This window comes from Kocuria cellulosilytica (genome assembly GCF_040981245.1).
GTDB classification, from domain to species: domain Bacteria; phylum Actinomycetota; class Actinomycetes; order Actinomycetales; family Micrococcaceae; genus Kocuria; species Kocuria cellulosilytica.
Genome location: NZ_JAVFWZ010000001.1, coordinates 358,267 through 375,655, shown reverse-complemented (window position 1 = coordinate 375,655; position 17,389 = coordinate 358,267). Strand labels below are relative to the sequence as shown.

Genomic DNA, 17,389 nt, shown 5'->3' with positions numbered 1-17,389 from the left:
GGCCAAGAACTCGAATTCCGCCTGCACGTTGCTCTCCCGCGATCGCCCTCGAACGCCGGGTGCTGGTTCTCCAAGCCGTGGAGCACGCACAGCTGGAGGGTGCGAGCCACCCGTTCAAGACTTTTGTCCGCACGTTACAGGACGACGAGCGCCGGGTCGACGAGCTGGAGTCCGGGATCGCCTCAGTTCTTCTGCGGCTGTCGACTCTCGAACTGAAGCGCCGCAGCGGCTTCCGGAGCATCATGTACACGCAGGGTGAGGTGGACGACTTGCTCGAGACGGTGTATCGCCTCCGGGCCCTGGGCGATGAGCTCAGCGCGGGGATCCACCACGCTGACGTCGCGATCGAGATCGAACGGCGCAGCGACGGATCGATCGTCGTATTTCCCGGCGTGCCTGCGTGACCTTTTCCGAAGGCCGCGCAACACCGGACTGACACAACGACCCAGCGACTGTTCGCCTACGCGTTCGCTCCGAACCCCGGACCGGCGCCGAGCAGGGCCGCCAGGAGGTCCGGGCCGACGTTGACGGCGGCAGCAACGCCCCCGATGAGCAGCGCGAGTTCCCACAGCGCACGCCGGTGCTGCGCGCTCCGCACGGAAGCCCGAAGCTCGGCGAAGCGCTCCTGCAGCGCGATGGGATCCTCGGACGGAACAGGGCTGTTGTGCCAGGTATTCGGGCCCACGGCTGCGGCCGTGATCCGGGCGACCTGTTCAGGCGCCAGGACGGGGCGACGGCGCCGCAGCCAGCGCAGCAGCCGCCGGTCGGTGATCACGTGGACTCCCGCGGGTCGCTGCTTGACCGTCAGGTCCTTCGGTGCGATCAGCACCAGCACCGGAGTGACCGGCACCGGTTCCCCCACCACCGCGCTCAACCGCTTGGCCGCCCGCGCCGCCTCATGACGAGCGTGGGAGAGGTAGTGCTGCCTGTGCCCGTCGACGAGGAGCGCGCGCTCACCGACCCAGACCTTCTTGCCCGCGTGGTTCTTCGTGTTGAGCGTGAACACTCCCGGGGGGCCGATCAGGACGTGGTCGATGTCCGAGGCCCCGGCACCGACCGGAACGGCGTGGAGCACCGTCCACTCCGAGCCCAGGCCGCGGAGGACCTGCCCGACCGCGATCTCTCCCAGTGCACCCCGGAACCAGGATCGGCCGGCGGAACCGAGGGGACTGCTCCCGATCAGTCGTTGCCACCACGCCCGGGGCGGCTCTTCGCCCTGGAGCCGCAGCGTCTCGGCCATGACCGACTGACCTGCGCTCCGACCCAACAGGCTCGACGGGCTCGACGGGCTCGACGGGCTCGACGCGAGCTTCTGGGCGGTGGTGCCCGCCACCGGGCCGAGGAGCCGAAAGGCAGCGAACCCCAAGGTGCGGATGGGCGCAGGGGTCGGAAAAGTGGGGTCCGTGGAGGGCGTCATGGTGAACAGCTTTCGAGCAGAGCAGAACGGTGTTCCTGCATTTCATGTCTTTGCACTCGCATACGACAAGCCGGTGCCTCTGGACTCCGCATTGTGACGCTCGCCCGGAGCAGGACGGACTTGCCACTCCCCCGCGCGGAAAGCTCCACCCCCCGAACTGGGGACACGAGCCTCCCCGGTGATTGCTTGTGCATCCATAAGCTGGAGGGGAACTGACGACTTCCTGACAGGACCCCCCGTGACACCTCCCCCTGTTTCCCTCCGCCTGGGCGCCTCGGCGCTCGTCCTCCTGCTCCTGACCGGCTGCGGCGGGACGGCGGCCTCCAGCGACGCGACGTCGTCGTCGTCGAACACCTCCTCGACCGAGACGTCCGCCGCTCCGGAGCTGCGCGGCGAGCGCGCCGTGGTGGATCGGGTGGTCGACGGCGACACCGTCGACGTCCGGCGGGGCGGCGAGGTGGTCCGCGTGCGGCTGCTCAACATCGACACCCCGGAGACCAAGGACCCGAACGAGATCGTCGAGTGCCTCGGCCCGGAGGCCACCGCCCTGCTGGAGGAGCTCCTGCCGCCGGGCACCGTGGTGGGCCTCGAGTACGACCAGGAGCGCACCGACTCCTACGACCGCACCCTGGCCGGGGTGTTCCTGCAGGACGGCACCCTGGTCAACGCCGAGATCGCCCGCCAGGGCCTGGGCACGCCGCTCTACATCGCGCCGAACGCCCGCTTCCTGCCCCCGGTGGAGGAGGCCTTCGCCGAGGCCGAGCAGCAGCAGGCCGGCCTGCTCGACCCCGCCCACGGCTGCACCGTCCCGGCGCAGGTGCAGCAGGCCGCTAGTGCGCTCGCCGACGCCGCGCCGGCGGACCTCGCCGACCCGGCCGGTGAGGTCGCGGCCGCCGTCGCCTTCCTGGCGGCCCTCGACGCGGTCGACGGCGACGCCCACCCGCACGTCCGCCATCTGGTCGGGCTGCCATCGCCGAAGGGCGGGATCGCCGGAGTCCGCCAGGACGTCGCCGACCTCCAGGAGCGCGCCGCCGAGCAGCGCCGCGCGGCGGAGGCTGAAGCCGCGGAGCGCGCGGCGGCAGACGAGGAGCGCCGACAGGCCGAGGCAGCACGCCAGGCGGAGGCCGACCGGCAGGCCGAAGCGGCCCGTCAGGCGGCAGCCGACGCCGCCCGCCGGGCCCCCGCGCCCGCGCCGGCCCCTGCGCCCGCACCCAGACCGGCTCCCGCACCGGCCCCGGCTCCTGCCCCTGTGCCTGCGCCGAAGCCCGCCCCGAACCCGGGCGCCAACATCGTCGACCAGGCCCCTCCGGGGTACTACGCGGACATCCCCGGCTACACCGGTCCGCGGTGCTACGCGCCCGGCGGGAAGTTCTTCAAGCCCTGCTGACCCCGACGGGTCCGGATGACCCGGAGCCCCGGGGGACGGCCCGGCTTCACGGGCCGGGATCCGCTGGTGGTAGCCGGAGGCGGAGAGGATCATAGGACCCAGCACGACCCCTGCCCCGTTGCACCTCCATGACGAGGGTCCTGACATGGCCATCCACGCGCTCCCGTCCCGCCGGGACACCCGGTCGGTCCTCGCCGCCCCCGGCGCGCGGCCCGGGCCAGGGGGGTGGATCCGGTGAGCGAGGCCTTCCACCTCGAACTCGCGGCCGAGGACCCGGACGCCGTGATGCTGCTGTTCGAGACGATCGGGGCGCGCTTCTCCTTCCAGCCCTCCGAGCGCGGCCTGTCCTACCGGGAGGAGAGGACCGGGGACGAGGACGTGTCCCTGGCGCGGGTGGAGGTGGAAGGGTCCTACTCCTCCTGGGGGGACACCGAGATGTTCAGCGTGGTCCAGCGCACCGCCGGCCGGTGCGACTGGTCCACCCGCACCGAGTCCGGCACCGGGATCGGCGCCCCGGTGCTGATCACCCCGTCCAGCCCGACCCTGTTCGTGGTGGACTCCCTGCGGGCCAGCAACGTCTACCTCACCGCGGGCATGGTGCAGGACATCGCCGAGACCGTCTACGGCACCGAGAACACCCCGGTGGCGTTCGCCTCCGCCCACCCGCTCACCCCCCAGCTGGGCCAGTACTGGTCCTCCCTGACCCGCCTGGCCCAGGAGCTCGTGGACTCCGGGGCCTTCGACGCCCCGCTGGTGCGCGCCGGCCTCACCCGGCACCTGGCCGTGGCGCTGCTCGAGTGCTTCCCCCTGGTCGGGGACCAGGAGCTGCGCGCCCTGTCCATGGCCGCGCAGACGCGCCGCTACCGCATCGCCAAGCAGTTCATCGACGACCACGCCCACCAGCCGATCACCGTCGACGACGCCGCCCGGGCGGCGAACACCCCCACCTCCACCTTGGCCCAGGCCTTCCGCGCCAACCACCCGCACCGGCTCAGCCCCACCGAGTACCTCGCCCAGGCACGGCTGGCCGGAGCCCACGCCGAGCTCCTGCACGCCGATCCCACCACCGGGGAGACCGTGGCCGGCATCGCCGCCCGGTGGGGCTTCGCCCACTCCGGCCGGTTCGCGTCCCGCTACCGCGCCACCTACGGCGTGCCGCCCAGCACCACCTTGTACCGCTGACCCCGCCGCCGTCCCCTCCGGGACCGGCGCACGGCACGGGCCGGCTCCACGGCACGGGCCGGCCCCGCGGCAGGCCGGGGTCCACTCGACATGCCGGGAGAACCCTCGGACCCGAGGGATGTTTGCTGGAGCACAGAAATGTCTCGCTCAGAACCGCCGATGTTGCACGCCGGTTTGATTCGGCTGTGACCCGGCCCACACCATGGTGGGCGGAAGGGGCAGCATCCATGGGCCGGCCAGGGCCCCGGGTGCACCCTTCCTGACCGGAGGGGTCTGCCCGGACGACGTGGTCCGCAGCCCGCCGCCGGTCATCCGCCCACGGGGGGACAGAGCTGGGGACGGAACGTGCTGGGGGGCCGTTCCGCCTCCAGCCACCCCGACCGCCGCGATCGGCCATCCCTGCGCTGCCGTGTCGGACGGGCCGAGGACCCTGGTCCCTGAGACGATCGTCGTCCCAGCGACCCCGAGGAGCCCGCCGTGGAGAAGACAGGACAGCCGGTCGAGGAACACCTCGCCGGGGTCACACCGAAGCGGCGGCGGGCCGACGCCGAGCGCCTCGTCCCGCTGTTCACCCGCGTCACCGGGCAGCCGGCCGAGATGTGGGGCACCGTCGTGGGCTTCGGCCAGTACCACTACAAGTACGCGAGCGGCCACGAGGGGGACGCCCCCGCGGCCGGCTTCGCCGCACGCAGGGCGGCGACGACGATCTACGTGTACGACGGCGTGGACGCCCACCAGGAGAACCTGGCCCGCCTGGGCCCCCACACCACGGGAGTGGGCTGCATCTACCTGAAGGACCTCGACGCCGTGGACCTGGAGGTCCTCGAGCAGATCGTCGCGGCGTCCTACGCCAAGCTCGGCGACGACCCGTGGACGGACCGCGCCCGCGACGGCGCCTCGAGCTGACCGGACGCCCCCGACACGGAGACGCCATGGATCACGGACCGGCGACGATCCGGCCGACCCCCTTGGGGCCGGCCCCGCCGCGTGCCTACGGTCAGCACACTCCTGATCGAATCCGACGGGACGGACACGAGGGGACAGGACGATGCCGCTCTATCTGTCGAAATTCCGCTACACCCCCGAGACCTGGGCCCGGTTGATCTCCCACCCCGAGGACCGCCGCCCGGCGGGCCAGGACTACATCGAATCGGTCGGCGGGACGCTGCACGGGTTCTGGTACGCCTTCGGCGAGCACGACGGCTACAGCCTCTGGGAAGCGCCCGACGACGTGTCCATGGCCGCGGTGGCCCTGGCCATCACCGGTGGCGGGGCCGTGAGCTCCCTGGAGACCACGGTGCTCATGAGCGTCGAGGAGACGCTGGAGGCCCTGCACCATGCCCAGCAGATCAAGTACCGGCCGCCCGGGACCTGACCGGACCCACGGCCTGGAGCGGCGGGGCCCCGTGCCCACCGCCCGGTGCAACAGGCGGGAAAGATGCTGGCGAAGCGCACCTTCCCGGTCGCAGTGCCACACGTAGACGGCCGCCCTGGTCTCGGCCCCGCGGACGACGCATCTGCGCGTCGAACAACGATCCGGTCTCGCCCGCACGACCGGGCGCGGCTCGGGCTCTACCGTGGAGGCACCCGGCCCGTCGCGCAACGGCGGCGCTCGGACCCTGACCGCCCGGACACACCGCGGAGGAACACCATGCAGACCCTGGGCCGCGCCGAGGACTCCGTCCACGTCGAGGCGCCACCGCAGGCGGTCTACGACCTCGTTGCCGACGTCACCCGCACCCCCGAGTACAGTCCCGAGGTCGACGACGTCGTCTGGCTCGACGACGGCGGCCCCCGTGTCGGCGCACGCTTCCGCGCCCGCAACCGAGTGGGGGCCCACCCCCGATTCTCCTGGCACAACAAGCCGATCATCATGTCCGCCGAGCCCGGTCGGGAGTTCGCCTTCGCCCGCACCGAGCCCTTCGCAGGCACCCTCGTTTGGCGCTACCGCTTCGAGCCCGAGGGCACCGGCACCCGTGTGACGGAGTCCTACGAGGTCGCCCGCCCGGTCCGCCGCGCCGGCTGGTTCATCATCGGCACCCTCGGCCGGGACCCGGACCGGATGACCACGATGCGCAAAGGCCTCCACGAGAGCCTGCAGCGGCTCAAGCGCGTCGCCGAGGCCGACGCCGCGTCGCCGCCCGCTGCATCGTGACGGCTTCTCAGCCCTGCGGGGCGCTCAGCTGCTCGAGGTGCTCGGTCTTGAGCTTGCGGTAGTGGGGCATGAGCTCGGCCGCGGTGTAGGTGGCGGTGGCGGTCACCGGCGTCCCGGGATGGCCGTGCTCGGTCAGGATCTGCTGCAGCGCGGTCTCGTGCTGGGCGAGGATCGTCTGGTTGAAGTAGCCGTGGTGCAGCAGGGCGGCGATCCCGCCGGCGTAGGCCCAGGTGGGTGAGCCCTCGTCCATCGGGGCGCGGGGGTCGTCCCAGTCGGCGGGGCCGCCGGTGGCGGCCAGTTCGGAGGCCAGGACGCTCTCGAGCACGTCGGCGCGGAAGGACAGGGAGAGCTCGGCGACCTCGTCGACGATCTCGAACCGGTCCACCCGCACGCCGGCCGGGGGCGGGGTCTGCACCAGGTCCTTGACGGCCTGCAGGATCTCGGGGGTGGTCATCGTCGTCTCGCTTCGTCAGTGGGAGGGGAGAGGAGCCCGGTCGATGTGTTGTCATCAGCCTACTGGCTACCGATGAGTCACAATTCGGCCGATCTGTCCCCACAACAGCCCACGCACCGGGACGCCGTCGGCGTCGGGGGCACCCGTCCCCGGACCGGCTCCACCCCTGGTGGGGCGGCCCCGGCGCGCTCGGGAAGGCCCGGTCCGCCCTGCCGCTCGGCGACCGGCGCCCTCTTCCGTGGACGTCACACGTCCTCCATGGCATTTCATTTGAAAATGCGGTGATCTAGGGTGCAAGCAATTCGTCCGTACAACGGGACCGGGTGGGGGACAGATGAAGGTCACCGTGTTCGGGGCTGTCAGTCCCATCGGCCAGGAGCTCGTCGAGGACCTGCTGTTCCGCGGCTACGAGGTCGTCGCCCTCGTCACCGACGCCACGCACGTGCCGCCCGCCTGGGGCGAGGACGTCAAGCTGGTCACCGGGCAGATCACCGACCCCGCGGCCGTCGACGCCGCACTGGACGGCGCCGAGGCGGTGGTCAACACCCTGGACCCGCGCGTGCGGCCCCGCGCTCGCGGCCTGGACCTGGTCGAGGGCGCCGGTCAGATCGTGGCGGGCATGCGCCGCCGCGGGATCCGCCGCTACATCGGCCACGGCACCCCGGTGGTGACCCTGTGCCCCAAGGAGAGGCCCACCGCCCGGATCAAGGTCCACCGCTTCCTGGCCCGCCACCTCGATCCGCGCGCCTACCGGCAGATGGCGGGGATGCTGCAGGTGGTCGCCGGATCCGGGCTGGACTGGACGATCGTGCGATTCATGCACGTCACCGGCGGCAGCGCCCGGGGACTGAAGTACGTGGGATTCTTCGGCCCCGGTGCCGTGGGCTCCTCGGCCACCGCCGCCGACATCGCGCGGTTCACCACCTCCCAGATCCTCGAGACCGCCTACATCCGGGACGCCCCGGCCGTCAGCAACTGAGTCGTCGCCAACGGAGCGCGCACCCTCCGCCGGGGACAGCGGCGCCGCCGGCCCGGGACACGGTCGGGCGGCCGGTCACACCAGCCGTGCCGCCGCGGCGACGACGGCGTTGCGCACGGGCAGCAGGTGCCGGGCCGTGCTGACGCCGTTCGCCAGGCGGGCCACGCGCACCGTGCGGGTGACCCGCCGGCGGCGCGCGGCGTCGTACCGGCGCAGGGCGCCGGGCACGTCGGGGGCCGCGGCCAGCGCATCGACGAGGGCCGTGGCGTCGAGCAGCGCCTCGCACGCGCCTCGGCCGAGGTTCGGTGCCATGCCGTGGGCGGCGTCGCCGAGGAGCGCGGTCCGCCCGCTCACCCAGGAGGGCAGCGGGGGCACGTCGAGCAGCGTGCGCCGGTCGATCGGGCTGTCCCCGAGGGCGTCCAGGACGCGCCGCACGGCCGGGTGCCAGTCCCCGTAGAGATGGCGCAGGATCTGCGGGTCGGTGCGGCCGCGCCCCGCGGAGGCGAGCACGTCGGCGCGGACGCTGGCGAACCAGTTGGTGTGCTCGTCGTCGTGCGGGGTGATGCCGAAGAGCCGGGCCGGCCCCCAGGTCTCGGTGGTCCCGCCCGCCGGACCCGGGACCGTGCCGCGGAGGGCCACGGTGCCCAGCGGACGCGGGGCGACGCCGAAGAGCGCGGCGCGGACGGGGCTGTGCACGCCGTCGGCGGCGACGACGAGGTCGGCCGCGGGCAGCGCGCGGTGGTCGGCGACCGGGGCGTTCCACACGACGAGTCCCGGGGGAAGGCCCTCGGCCAGTGCCGCCAGGAGCGCGGGGCGCGGGACCAGCCGAGCGGCCCGGTCCAGGTCGACGTGGGCGATCTCGGTCCCGTCCGGCCGGAGGAGCCGCGCCCCGCGCTGCTCGACGGAGGCGGCCCGGACGCGCTCCCCCGCGCCCAGCCGGTCCAGGGCCCGCATCGCCTCGGGCCACATGCCCAGGGCCGTGCCGGTGCCCGGCAGGCCCTGCGAGCGCTCGAGCACGTGCACCTCCCAGCCCGCGCCGAGCAGGCCGCGGGCTGCGGCCAGGCCGGCGATGCCGGCCCCGACGACGACGGCTGATCCGCGCACGGGACCTCCTGGAGTCGGTGCTTCTCGGCCCGGGGGTGCGTCCGGGCCGGGAGACCCTACCGGCGGCACGGGGACGACCACCCCCGCCGGCGGGCTTCCCTGTCCAGTGTCTACGCCCGGGCCGCCCAGACGGTACGGGCGGTGCGCAGCTCCAGGTCCCGCCGGTTCGGCAGGGCCTCCGGTGCGTCCGGGGTCAGGAGGCGGTCCAGGACGGCGAGGTCCTCGGCGGCCAGCCGGCCCTGGAGGGCCGGGCGCAGGTGGGCGATCCAAGCCCGGGCGTAGCGGGCGATGGCCGCAGGGTCCTGCGCCGCCGCCGTGCTGACGGTGTGCGGGCCGTGGACCTCGAACCCGGACTGCTCCAGGAGGGGCCGCCAGTCCGGATGGGCGTTCCATCCGGCGTCGGCCAGGACCCGGTGGCAGCGGTCCTCCAGCCCGGGCCGGCCGATCCCGAGGTCGTCCGGCAGGAAGCGGGGCAGGCCGTCCAGCTCGACGACCACCAGCAGCGCGCCGGGTCGCAGCGCGGCCCGGAGCTCCGCCAGGAGCGCACCGGGGTCGGCGACCTCGTGCAGGAACGAGGAGGACCACACCAGGTCCGCCCCGGAGACCGCGGACCGGGCCGCGCCCAGGTCCGGGCCCAGGTCCGCGGGCAGCGCGTGCACCCGGCCCTCCAGGCCCTGGGCGCGGGCAGCGCCCTGCACCCGGTCGAGCATTCCCGCGGACCGGTCCACCGCCACGACCTCCGCGGTGGTGAAAAACCGGGCGAGGGTCAGGGCGCCGGTTCCCGTGCCGGCGCCCAGGTCGACGATCCGGAGCGGGCCGCCCTGGACGTGCTGGACGGCCCACGCGATCACCTCCTCCCAGGTGCGACCGGACGTCGCGGCATCCAGGTCGAGGAGATGGGCCAGTTCCTCCTCGAGTCCGTGTCCGGGTCCGTGGGCGTGTCCGTGGGCGGGGTCCGGGGCCGTTCGGAGAGGCGCGTGCTCGGTCATGCCCCCACCGTAGCGGGGTTGTGCCACAGTGACATGCCGTCTTGCTTCGAACGCAATAATCGTTCCCCGACGGTGGTGCGCGGCCCGGATACCCTGAGGACCGGCTCCACGGCGCGACCGGCCCGCCCTGCGCCCCGGCCGGTCGTGCAGATCGACCCCTGACCGGCCGACGGCACCCAGGAGGGAGACCAGGCATGGACGAGCTGGAGCGGATCGCCGCGGCCTTCCCGGACCTGCGGTGGTCGAGGGCGCGGCGGATCACGGAGGGCTGGGACCACGTCGTCGTCGTCCTGGACGACGCCCTGGTGTTCCGCTTCCCGCAGGAGCCGCCCTACACGGAGGCGCTCGGCCGGGAGATCGCAGTCCTGGACCACCTCGCGCCGCGGCTGCCCGTGCGGATCCCGCGCTACGACCGCGTGGCCCCGGACGGCTCCTTCGCCGGTTATCCCCTCCTGCCCGGGCGGACGCTCCAGCCGGAGGTGCTGGCCTCCCTGGATGGAACGGCGCGCAACGCGCTCGTGGACCAGCTGGCCGGCTTCCTCTCCGCCCTGCACACCGCGCCCGTTCCCGGCACCCCGCTGGCCCGGGTGCCGGCGTCCGCCCTGACCGAGGACCAGGCCGACGTCCGGGGCGCGGCCGCCGCGCACCTGCCGGCCGTGCTGACCGCGGCGGAGCTCGAGGAGGTGGAGCGGATCCTCGCGGACGTCGACGCGCTGCTCGCCGCCGACCTGCCCGCGGTGGTGGTCCACAACGACGTCTACAGCCGGCACCTGCTCTGGGACGACGCCGCGGCCCGCCTCGGGGTGATCGACTTCAGCGACATGTGCCTCGGCGACCCGGCCGTGGACTTCGCGGAGCTGTACGAGTACGGCGAGGCCTTCGTCCGCGCGGTGCACGAGCGCTGGACCGGCCCCGGGGACCCCGGGCTCCTCGACCGTGCCTGGACCTACCAGTGCTGGATCGCGGTGTACATGCTCACCGACCACTTCGACGTCGGCAAGACCTCGTGGGAGGTCGCCCGGGAGACCTTCGACCGCGTCCGGCGGGGCCGGCCGAAGGTGGTCCGCGCGGCGGGCTCTCCCTAGGGTGGAGCGCACGGGCGGCACCGTGCCGCCCCGCACCGAGGAGCAGCCATGGCCTCCACCCCGTTCACGATCCGACCGGCGACGAGCGAGCGGTTCGACGACGTCGCCACCGTCCTGGGTCCGCGGAACCCGGACTCGGCGGTCTGCTGGTGCCTCACCTACCGGCTCCCGTCGAAGGAGAACCGCGCCCTGGCCGCCCGGGAGCGCCCCCAGGTGGTGCGGGAGCTCTGCGCCCGGCCGGTCCCGCCGGGCGTCCTCGCCTACGACGACGACACGGTGGTCGGCTGGTGCGGTGTCGCCCCGCGGGCCGAGCTGCACGCCTTCACGCACGGCAGGACGATCCCGCACGTCGACGACCTCCCGGTCTGGGCCGTGTGGTGCTTCCGGGTGCGCGGCGGCCACCGCGGCCGGGGCGTGGCCCAGGCCCTGCTCGAGGGCGCCGTGGAGCACGCCCGCGGCCACGGCGCACCGGCCGTCGAGGGATACCCCGTGGACAACGGGGACCGGAAGGTCGACACCACCATGGCCTATGTCGGCACCCGCGCCATGTTCGAGCGCGCCGGCTTCACCAAGGCCGCCGACACCGCCTCGACGCTCAACAAGTTCCCGCGCGTCCTCATGCGGCTGCCGCTGCGCTGAGCAGAGTCTCCCGCTCGCCGCCGACCGGGCGGTGGCCGGGTCCTCAGACGTCACGTTGCGCCGGAGCAGGACCGCCGGGTGTGAGAGTGCCCACTCGGCCTGGGCATTCCCCGGTCCGTCCGGATAATGGGGAAGGCTGGCCCGAGCAACGTCGCGGGGAACAGCACCCCCTTCCCCGCAAGCGAAGCAGGACAGCATGACTCTGGAAAGACCACGCACCGAGGCCCCCGCGCCCGACGACCAGACCCCGATCCCGGCCGAGGCCGAGGAACAGCCCGAGAAGAAGAGCCCGGCCCTGAACATCCCGGGTCTGCTTGCCGGCGCCGCCACCGCCGCGACCATGTCCGTGATCGGCGGCCACCTGAGCGTGGTCGGCACCGTGCTCGGCGCGGCGCTGACCAGCATCGTCTCCGGCATCGCCGTGGTCGTCTACTCCACCTCCCTCGAGAAGAGCCGGCACGGGCTGAAGAAGGTGAAGACCACCGTGGCCCAGCGCGTGCTCGCCCGCCCGGGGCTGGACGCCTCCGGTTCGGACGGCAGCACCGCGGTGACCGGCGGCAGCCGGTGGAGCGCCCTGCGCCCCCGCCTCAAGCCGCTGCTGGTCAGCACCGGCGTGATCCTCGGCCTGGCGGTCGCGGCGGTCTTCGGCGTCCAGGCGCTCACCGGCACAGAACTCTCCGGCGGCACGGGCACGATCCAGCGCTCCGTGACCGGCAGCGAGTCGATCGCCGTGCGCAGCGCCGCCACCCCGGCCCCGGCCGAGGACCCGGCGGCGGGCACCGGTGAGGTCGCCCCCGCGGAGGGCACCGCCCCGACCGCGGAGACCCCCGTGGCTCCCGGTGAGGTCGCGCCCGGCGAGGCCGCCCCCACGGCAGGAGCCGTGACGGGGGACGGCAGCACGTCCGGCGAGGAGCTCCCGGCCACGGGCGGCCAGCAGCTGGACAGCGGCCAGACCGGCACCGGTGAGGCGGGCGCCGGCGCGGCCGCGGAGCCGGGCGTGACCGGCGCCGACGCCGGGGCGGTTCCCGCGGCACCGTGACCGGGAGCTCGCGAGCCGGGCCGGGGCGGGGACGTGGACACCACGTCCCCGCCCCGGCCCGTTCCGGCACGTTCGGCCCGGTGCCGGCGGCGCCATCTTTCGTCATGTTCGGTTCCCACCCCTGACCAGGAGCGATGTTCCCACGGCGACCTCGAGGTCTGGACTTAAGTAGCCAGACATATGCCCCGCTCGGCACCTAACTTGGGCTCAACCGGTTGCAGCAGCAGGCCGGTGGAGCAACGACGGAGGGAAAGACAGTGGCAGGGGTACGAGAGGTCCGCGGAAATCAGGTGGCGCAGTGGCTGACGGTCGCGGCCGTCATGCTGTTCGTCGCCAACGGCGCCGTCCTGGCCCTGGGCTCCCAGGCCTACGGGTGGGCCACGCTGCTCTTCGCGGCCGCCGCGTACTTTGCGGTCTCCACCGGGATCGTGGGACGCCCCCTGCGGCAGCACTGATTCCCCGGGGCGGCATCCCCCGGTGCGTCACTCGGGCGGAACGGGCTCCCCGTCGTCGTCCCGGCGGCGGTTCTGCACCACGGTCCGGCCGATGAGCCCGAGGATCAGCCCGGCGGGCACACCGACGGCCACGCCCAGGCCGACGTTGCCGATCAGCACGCCGAGGACGACGCCGAACGCCGGGCCGAGGGCGATGCCCAGGACGAACAGCTCGTTGCCGGGTGCTTCACCATCGCTCATGCGCTCACCGTAGGCACGGCGTCCGCCCACGGGCGGCACCCCGCCGCCCGTGTCGCGCTCCGGGCGGTCGGCGCAGGCCCGGAGCGGCACCGGCCGACTGGTATCGTCCCTGTGGTCCACCCCACTTTGCACATCCAGCGAGGACCACCATGTCGCGCTCCCCTGCCCCGCGGACGATCTCCGCCGATGCAGAAACCGCCCTCTCCCCGACGACCACGCCCCCTGCCCAGGGCCGCCCGGCCGCGCCCCGGAGGCGGCCCTCCGCGGTCGACACCGGCTGGATGCTCGGCCTGTTCGGCACCGCCATCGGCGCGGGCATCCTCTTCCTGCCGATCAACGCGGGCGCCGGCGGCCTGTGGCCGCTGCTCATCGTCACGGTCCTCATCGGCCCGATGACCTACCTCTCCCACCGGGCCCTCGCCCGCTTCGTGTGCGCCTCGCCGAAGCAGGGCGAGGACATCACGGTCGTGGCCCGCGACTACTTCGGGGAGGGCGCCGGGCGGGTCATCACCGTCCTGTACTTCCTCGCGATCTACCCCATCGTGCTGATCTACGGGGTGGGCATCACCAACACGGTCGACAGCCTGCTGGTCAACCAGCTGGGCCTGCCCCAGGTGCCCCGCGTGCTGCTCTCCGGGGTGCTCATCGCCCTGATGATGCTGGTCATGGTCGCCGGCCAGCGCCTCATGCTGGCCGTGACCCGGTGGCTGGTCTATCCGCTGATCCTGGCCCTGCTGGGCGTGACGGTCTACCTCGTGCCCACCTGGCAGCTGGGCGACCTCGCCGTGGTGCCGTCCACCGACGAGCTCGCCCTGTCGGTCTGGCTGATCATCCCGGTGATGGTGTTCGCGTTCAACCACTCCCCCGCCATCTCGCAGTTCTCCCTGGCCATGCAGCGCGAGCACGGGGCGCGCGCGCCGGAGGCCGCGTCCCGGGTGCTCCGCCGCACCACGGTGCTGCTGGTGCTGTTCACCATGGCGTTCGTCTGGTCCTGCGTGCTGTCCCTGGGCACCACCGGGCTGCAGGAGGCCCGCGAGGCCAACCTGCCGGTGCTCTCCCACCTGGCCAACGTGCAGGACAGCCCCTGGATCGGCTACCTCGGCCCGGCCGTGGCGATCGTGGCCATCGTCTCCTCGTTCTTCGGCCACTACCTGGGCGCCGCCGAGGGCGCGGCGGGCATCGTGCGCAGCATGCTGCCCGCGCAGGCCCGTCAGCCGCAGGAGCGGACGCTGCGCCGCGGGATCGCGGTGTTCGTCTTCCTCACCACGTGGGCGGCCGCGGTGCTCAACCCGAGCATCCTGTCGCTGATCGAGTCCCTGGCCGGGCCCGTCATCGCCGTGATCCTCTACCTCATGCCGATGTACGCCGTGCGCCGGATCCCCGCCCTGGCGCCCTACCGGGGGCAGCTGTCCAACGTGTTCGTGACCGTCGCCGGGTTCGTGGCGATCAGCGGCATCCTCTTCGCCCTGGTCCGCTGAGTCCGCTGCACCGGTGCACGCGCAGCGCCGGTGAGCCCGTGGCGCCGGTGAACGCACGCTGAGCGTCGCCGGTGCGGCGTGTCGTCCGGCCGCGGCGCCGGGAGGCCGGTGCTCAGCGCGTCAGCGCGGCGGCCCCGGGGCCGGTGAGCTCCCCGGGGCCCACCGGGCGCCCGGAGACCGCGAGCAGCAGCGCGAGGACGCTGCCGTGCACCTCCGGGCCGGTCCCGGCACCCAGGACGGCACCGGGGTCGGCGTCGGCGGGCACGAGGCGCAGCCCCGCCGCCCGGTCCCTGCCGCCGCCGAGCCTGCCGCTGGTCCGCAGCTGGTGCCGGAGGGCCTCGAGGACCGGCCCGGCCGGATATCGGCGGGTCAGGGCGAGCGGGCGCCGGATGTCCTCCCCGTGCACGAACGCCTCGACCAGCCGGGTGGGCAGCGGCGCCGGCGCGCTCGTCGTGCGGCCGCTCACCGCGCGGAACGCGGCCAGCGTGTCCCGCGGGTCGGCGCGGCGCTCCCGCGCGATGCCTCGGGCGTTGCAGCGGTCGAAGTCGAAGCCCGCGGCCGCGAGCCGGCGGAGGAAGCCCAGGCGCGTGGTGCTCGCGTCGTCGACGAGGTGGGCCAGGACGTCGTGCACGTCCCAGCCGGGCACAGTGAGGGGGTGGCCCACCGCGAGGCCGGGACGTTCGCCAGGTCCCGGGCCAGCGCCCGGCGCTCGGCGTGGACCACGGGCCAGATCTCGGTCATGCCGCCTCCGCTCAGGTCAGGGCCGTGCTCCGCACGCTACCGGGTCGGGCCCGCCCCGAGAACGGCCGGGCCGCGCCGGCTCCGCGCCCGGCGCCGCCGGGACCGCGCCCGCACCGGCCGGCGGGGACCGCCGTCGTCGTCGGCTACCGCACGTGCTCCCGGAGGAAGGCGACCGCGCACTCCCAGGCCGCGGCCGCCGCCTCGGGGCGGTGGTTCGGCCGGTTCCGGTCGTTGTGGAAGGCGTGCGGGGCGTCGTAGTAGTGGAACTCCACGACCGGCGCGGAGGACTCGCGGCGCAGCTGCTCCTCGAGCGCCTCCGCCCGCTCCACCGGGTAGGCCGTGTCCTCCCGGCCGTAGTGGCCCTGCACCGCCGCGCGCACCCCGTGGCAGGCGTCCGGCACGCCCTGCCCGACCCCGTAGAACGGCACCGCGGCACCGATCCGCCCGCCCTGGTCGGCGGCCAGGGCGAGGACGAAGCCGCCGCCCATGCAGAAGCCGATGGCCCCCGCCGTGGAGCTGGTGACCGCCTCGTGGCCCAGCAGGAAGTCGACGGACCCGGCGAGCAGCCGGACGCCCTCGTCCTCGGGCAGCCGGGACATCATCTCGGCGGCCTCCTCGCCGTCGTGGGTGACGGACCCGCCGTAGAGGTCGGGGGCCAGGGCCACGAAGCCCTCGGCGGCGAGCCGGTCGGCCACGTCCCGGATGTGGTCGGTCAGCCCCCACCACTCCTGGATGACGATCACCCCGGGCCCCCGTCCGGCGGGCGGCAGCGCCAGGTAGCCGTGGGCCTGCCCGCCGGCCGAGGGAAAGGTGACGTTCTGGTGCGGGGTGGTCTGCACTGCGGTGCTCCTTCGCGGTCGGGGCTGCGTCGGGCCAGTGTAGGCAGGACTGTGGACAGGCGGATCCCCGTCACAGAGCGCGGAGGAGGTGCTCCTGTCTATTTGCTTTCGTACACTTCAAGACGGCGGGCACGACCGCCGCCCGCGCACAGAAGCCAGGAAGCATGCACCAGCCCGGTGGCGCCACGCCGCATCGGGGAGCGTCGCCCCGCAACCGCGACGAGCGCACCGCCGGCGCACGCCTCCGGACGTCACCGAGCGGACGCACCCCGCAGTGGGTGCTCGACGACGCCCTGGAGCAGCGGCAGCAGGCCCTGCTGAGCCCGGGCGAACGGCGGCGCCGGGCCCGGCGTGCCGCCCGTGCCGCCCGGCGCTCCGCCCGCCGCTGGGCGAAGGTGCCCCGGAGCCGCAGCAGGGCGTGGCGGGCCACGCCGGCCGTGGGCGTGGTGGTGCTGCTGATGCTCTGGTTCACGCCCGGGCTGTTCCAGGACTACGCGCTGCCGGCCCTGCGCCCCTACCTCCCCGGCGCGTCGGCGCCCCCGCGCGGCGTCGAGGCCGCGCGGGCGCCGCTCGGCACGCCCCCGGCGGTCGCGGACACCGGCGGCTACCGCTTCATGGACTCCCCGGACCCCGGCCAGCCGATGGTCGCCTACGACCCCTGCCGCCCCGTGCACTACGTCGTGCGCCCGGACGGCGCCCCGCCGGGCGGGCAGCAGCTCGTCGAGGAGGCCGTGGCCGAGATCTCCGCGGCCACCGGGCTGCGGTTCGTCGCCGACGGGACGACGACGGAGGCCCCGTCCACCCAGCGCGCCCCCTATCAGCCGGACCGCTACGGGCGGCAGTGGGCGCCCGTGCTCATCACGTGGTCCGACGCCACCGAGGTCCCGGACCTGGCCGGGAACGTGGTGGGACTCGGCGGCAGCACGCCCCGGCAGGCGCCCGGGCGGCCGTTCGTCTACGTCACCGGCCAGGTCACCCTCGACGCCCCCGGGCTGACGGAGGTGCTGGACCGCCCGGACGGCGCGGCCCACGTCCGCGCGACCATCGTGCACGAGCTCGCGCACGTCGTGGGGCTCACCCACGTCGACGACCCCGCCCAGCTCATGCACCCGGGGGGCGGGGCCACCGCGCTCGCGGCCGGGGACCGGGCCGGACTCGCCGAGCTGGGCGCCGGGGAGTGCGTGCCGCAGCTGTGACCCGGTACGG

At 74.1% G+C, this 17,389-nt stretch carries 20 protein-coding genes; 13 read left to right on the top strand and 7 right to left on the bottom strand.

The window, feature by feature from the left end; genetic code table 11:
- The first annotated feature begins 77 nt into the window (after window positions 1–77).
- On the top strand, window positions 78–404 hold the full coding sequence (locus RCG67_RS01730; protein WP_368824558.1) for a hypothetical protein: 327 nt from the start codon (window positions 78–80) through the stop codon (window positions 402–404).
- A 56-nt stretch (window positions 405–460) separates the two neighbouring features.
- Here RCG67_RS01730 and RCG67_RS01725 read toward each other — a convergent pair whose 3' ends face one another.
- Window positions 461–1,417 (bottom strand): nuclease-related domain-containing protein, encoded by a 957-nt coding sequence (locus tag RCG67_RS01725; RefSeq protein ID WP_368824557.1) that lies wholly within the window; start codon window positions 1,415–1,417, stop codon window positions 461–463.
- A gap of 238 nt (window positions 1,418–1,655) precedes the next feature.
- Here RCG67_RS01725 and RCG67_RS01720 point away from each other — a divergent pair, with 238 nt between their 5' ends.
- The 5 genes from RCG67_RS01720 to RCG67_RS01700 all read left to right on the top strand — a co-directional run bounded on the left by RCG67_RS01720 (window position 1,656) and on the right by RCG67_RS01700 (window position 6,141).
- Entirely contained in the window at window positions 1,656–2,804 is a 1,149-nt protein-coding gene (locus RCG67_RS01720) for a thermonuclease family protein (RefSeq protein ID WP_368824556.1), read from the top strand.
- Window positions 2,805–3,038: 234 nt separating this feature from the next.
- Window positions 3,039–3,986 (top strand): helix-turn-helix transcriptional regulator, encoded by a 948-nt coding sequence (locus RCG67_RS01715; RefSeq protein ID WP_368824555.1) that lies wholly within the window; start codon window positions 3,039–3,041, stop codon window positions 3,984–3,986.
- A 477-nt stretch (window positions 3,987–4,463) separates the two neighbouring features.
- Complete coding sequence (locus RCG67_RS01710) at window positions 4,464–4,892, top strand: DUF1801 domain-containing protein (RefSeq protein WP_368824554.1); 429 nt, start codon at window positions 4,464–4,466, stop codon at window positions 4,890–4,892.
- Window positions 4,893–5,034: 142 nt separating this feature from the next.
- Window positions 5,035–5,361 carry a GYD domain-containing protein gene (locus tag RCG67_RS01705; protein ID WP_368824553.1) on the top strand — a complete coding sequence of 109 codons (327 nt, stop codon included), beginning with the start codon at window positions 5,035–5,037 and terminating at the stop codon, window positions 5,359–5,361.
- A 276-nt stretch (window positions 5,362–5,637) separates the two neighbouring features.
- A complete protein-coding gene (locus RCG67_RS01700) occupies window positions 5,638–6,141 on the top strand; it encodes an SRPBCC family protein (protein ID WP_368824552.1) in 504 nt (167 codons plus the stop codon).
- Between the two features lie 7 nt (window positions 6,142–6,148).
- Here RCG67_RS01700 and RCG67_RS01695 read toward each other — a convergent pair whose 3' ends face one another.
- Window positions 6,149–6,595, bottom strand: a complete 447-nt coding sequence (locus RCG67_RS01695; protein ID WP_368824551.1) for a hypothetical protein — start codon at window positions 6,593–6,595, stop codon at window positions 6,149–6,151.
- 334 nt (window positions 6,596–6,929) lie between these two features.
- Between RCG67_RS01695 and RCG67_RS01690 the strand changes: the two genes are divergently transcribed.
- Entirely contained in the window at window positions 6,930–7,574 is a 645-nt protein-coding gene (locus RCG67_RS01690) for an NAD(P)H-binding protein (protein ID WP_368824550.1), read from the top strand.
- 75 nt (window positions 7,575–7,649) lie between these two features.
- On the opposite strand, the gene RCG67_RS01685 is transcribed toward RCG67_RS01690, so the two are convergent.
- Window positions 7,650–8,678, bottom strand: coding sequence for an FAD-dependent monooxygenase (locus RCG67_RS01685; RefSeq protein ID WP_368824549.1), 1,029 nt, complete (start codon window positions 8,676–8,678; stop codon window positions 7,650–7,652).
- A gap of 110 nt (window positions 8,679–8,788) precedes the next feature.
- Window positions 8,789–9,667 (bottom strand): class I SAM-dependent methyltransferase, encoded by an 879-nt coding sequence (locus RCG67_RS01680; RefSeq protein WP_368824548.1) that lies wholly within the window; start codon window positions 9,665–9,667, stop codon window positions 8,789–8,791.
- Between the two features lie 194 nt (window positions 9,668–9,861).
- Between RCG67_RS01680 and RCG67_RS01675 the strand changes: the two genes are divergently transcribed.
- The 4 genes from RCG67_RS01675 to RCG67_RS01660 all read left to right on the top strand — a co-directional run bounded on the left by RCG67_RS01675 (window position 9,862) and on the right by RCG67_RS01660 (window position 12,885).
- Entirely contained in the window at window positions 9,862–10,752 is an 891-nt protein-coding gene (locus RCG67_RS01675) for a phosphotransferase family protein (protein WP_368824547.1), read from the top strand.
- A 48-nt stretch (window positions 10,753–10,800) separates the two neighbouring features.
- Window positions 10,801–11,391, top strand: coding sequence for a GNAT family N-acetyltransferase (locus RCG67_RS01670; RefSeq protein WP_368824546.1), 591 nt, complete (start codon window positions 10,801–10,803; stop codon window positions 11,389–11,391).
- A gap of 196 nt (window positions 11,392–11,587) precedes the next feature.
- Window positions 11,588–12,430: a hypothetical protein gene (locus RCG67_RS01665; RefSeq protein WP_368824545.1), complete on the top strand. Its 843-nt coding sequence runs from the start codon at window positions 11,588–11,590 to the stop codon at window positions 12,428–12,430.
- Window positions 12,431–12,720: 290 nt separating this feature from the next.
- On the top strand, window positions 12,721–12,885 hold the full coding sequence (locus RCG67_RS01660) for a hypothetical protein (protein ID WP_017834952.1): 165 nt from the start codon (window positions 12,721–12,723) through the stop codon (window positions 12,883–12,885).
- 27 nt (window positions 12,886–12,912) lie between these two features.
- Here the strand turns inward: RCG67_RS01660 and RCG67_RS01655 are convergent, their stop codons facing one another.
- Window positions 12,913–13,125: a hypothetical protein gene (locus RCG67_RS01655; RefSeq protein ID WP_368824544.1), complete on the bottom strand. Its 213-nt coding sequence runs from the start codon at window positions 13,123–13,125 to the stop codon at window positions 12,913–12,915.
- A gap of 149 nt (window positions 13,126–13,274) precedes the next feature.
- Here RCG67_RS01655 and RCG67_RS01650 point away from each other — a divergent pair, with 149 nt between their 5' ends.
- Window positions 13,275–14,603: an SLC5/6 family protein gene (locus tag RCG67_RS01650; protein WP_368824543.1), complete on the top strand. Its 1,329-nt coding sequence runs from the start codon at window positions 13,275–13,277 to the stop codon at window positions 14,601–14,603.
- Window positions 14,604–14,715: 112 nt separating this feature from the next.
- Here the strand turns inward: RCG67_RS01650 and RCG67_RS01645 are convergent, their stop codons facing one another.
- Together RCG67_RS01645 and RCG67_RS01640 are read right to left on the bottom strand one after the other, a co-directional pair.
- Window positions 14,716–15,249, bottom strand: coding sequence for a maleylpyruvate isomerase family mycothiol-dependent enzyme (locus RCG67_RS01645; RefSeq protein WP_368824542.1), 534 nt, complete (start codon window positions 15,247–15,249; stop codon window positions 14,716–14,718).
- Window positions 15,250–15,487: 238 nt separating this feature from the next.
- Entirely contained in the window at window positions 15,488–16,183 is a 696-nt protein-coding gene (locus RCG67_RS01640) for a dienelactone hydrolase family protein (protein ID WP_368824541.1), read from the bottom strand.
- 164 nt (window positions 16,184–16,347) lie between these two features.
- On the opposite strand from RCG67_RS01640, the gene RCG67_RS01635 reads away from it, so the two are divergent.
- Window positions 16,348–17,379, top strand: coding sequence for a peptidase (locus RCG67_RS01635; RefSeq protein ID WP_368824540.1), 1,032 nt, complete (start codon window positions 16,348–16,350; stop codon window positions 17,377–17,379).
- Window positions 17,380–17,389: the final 10 nt, after the last annotated feature.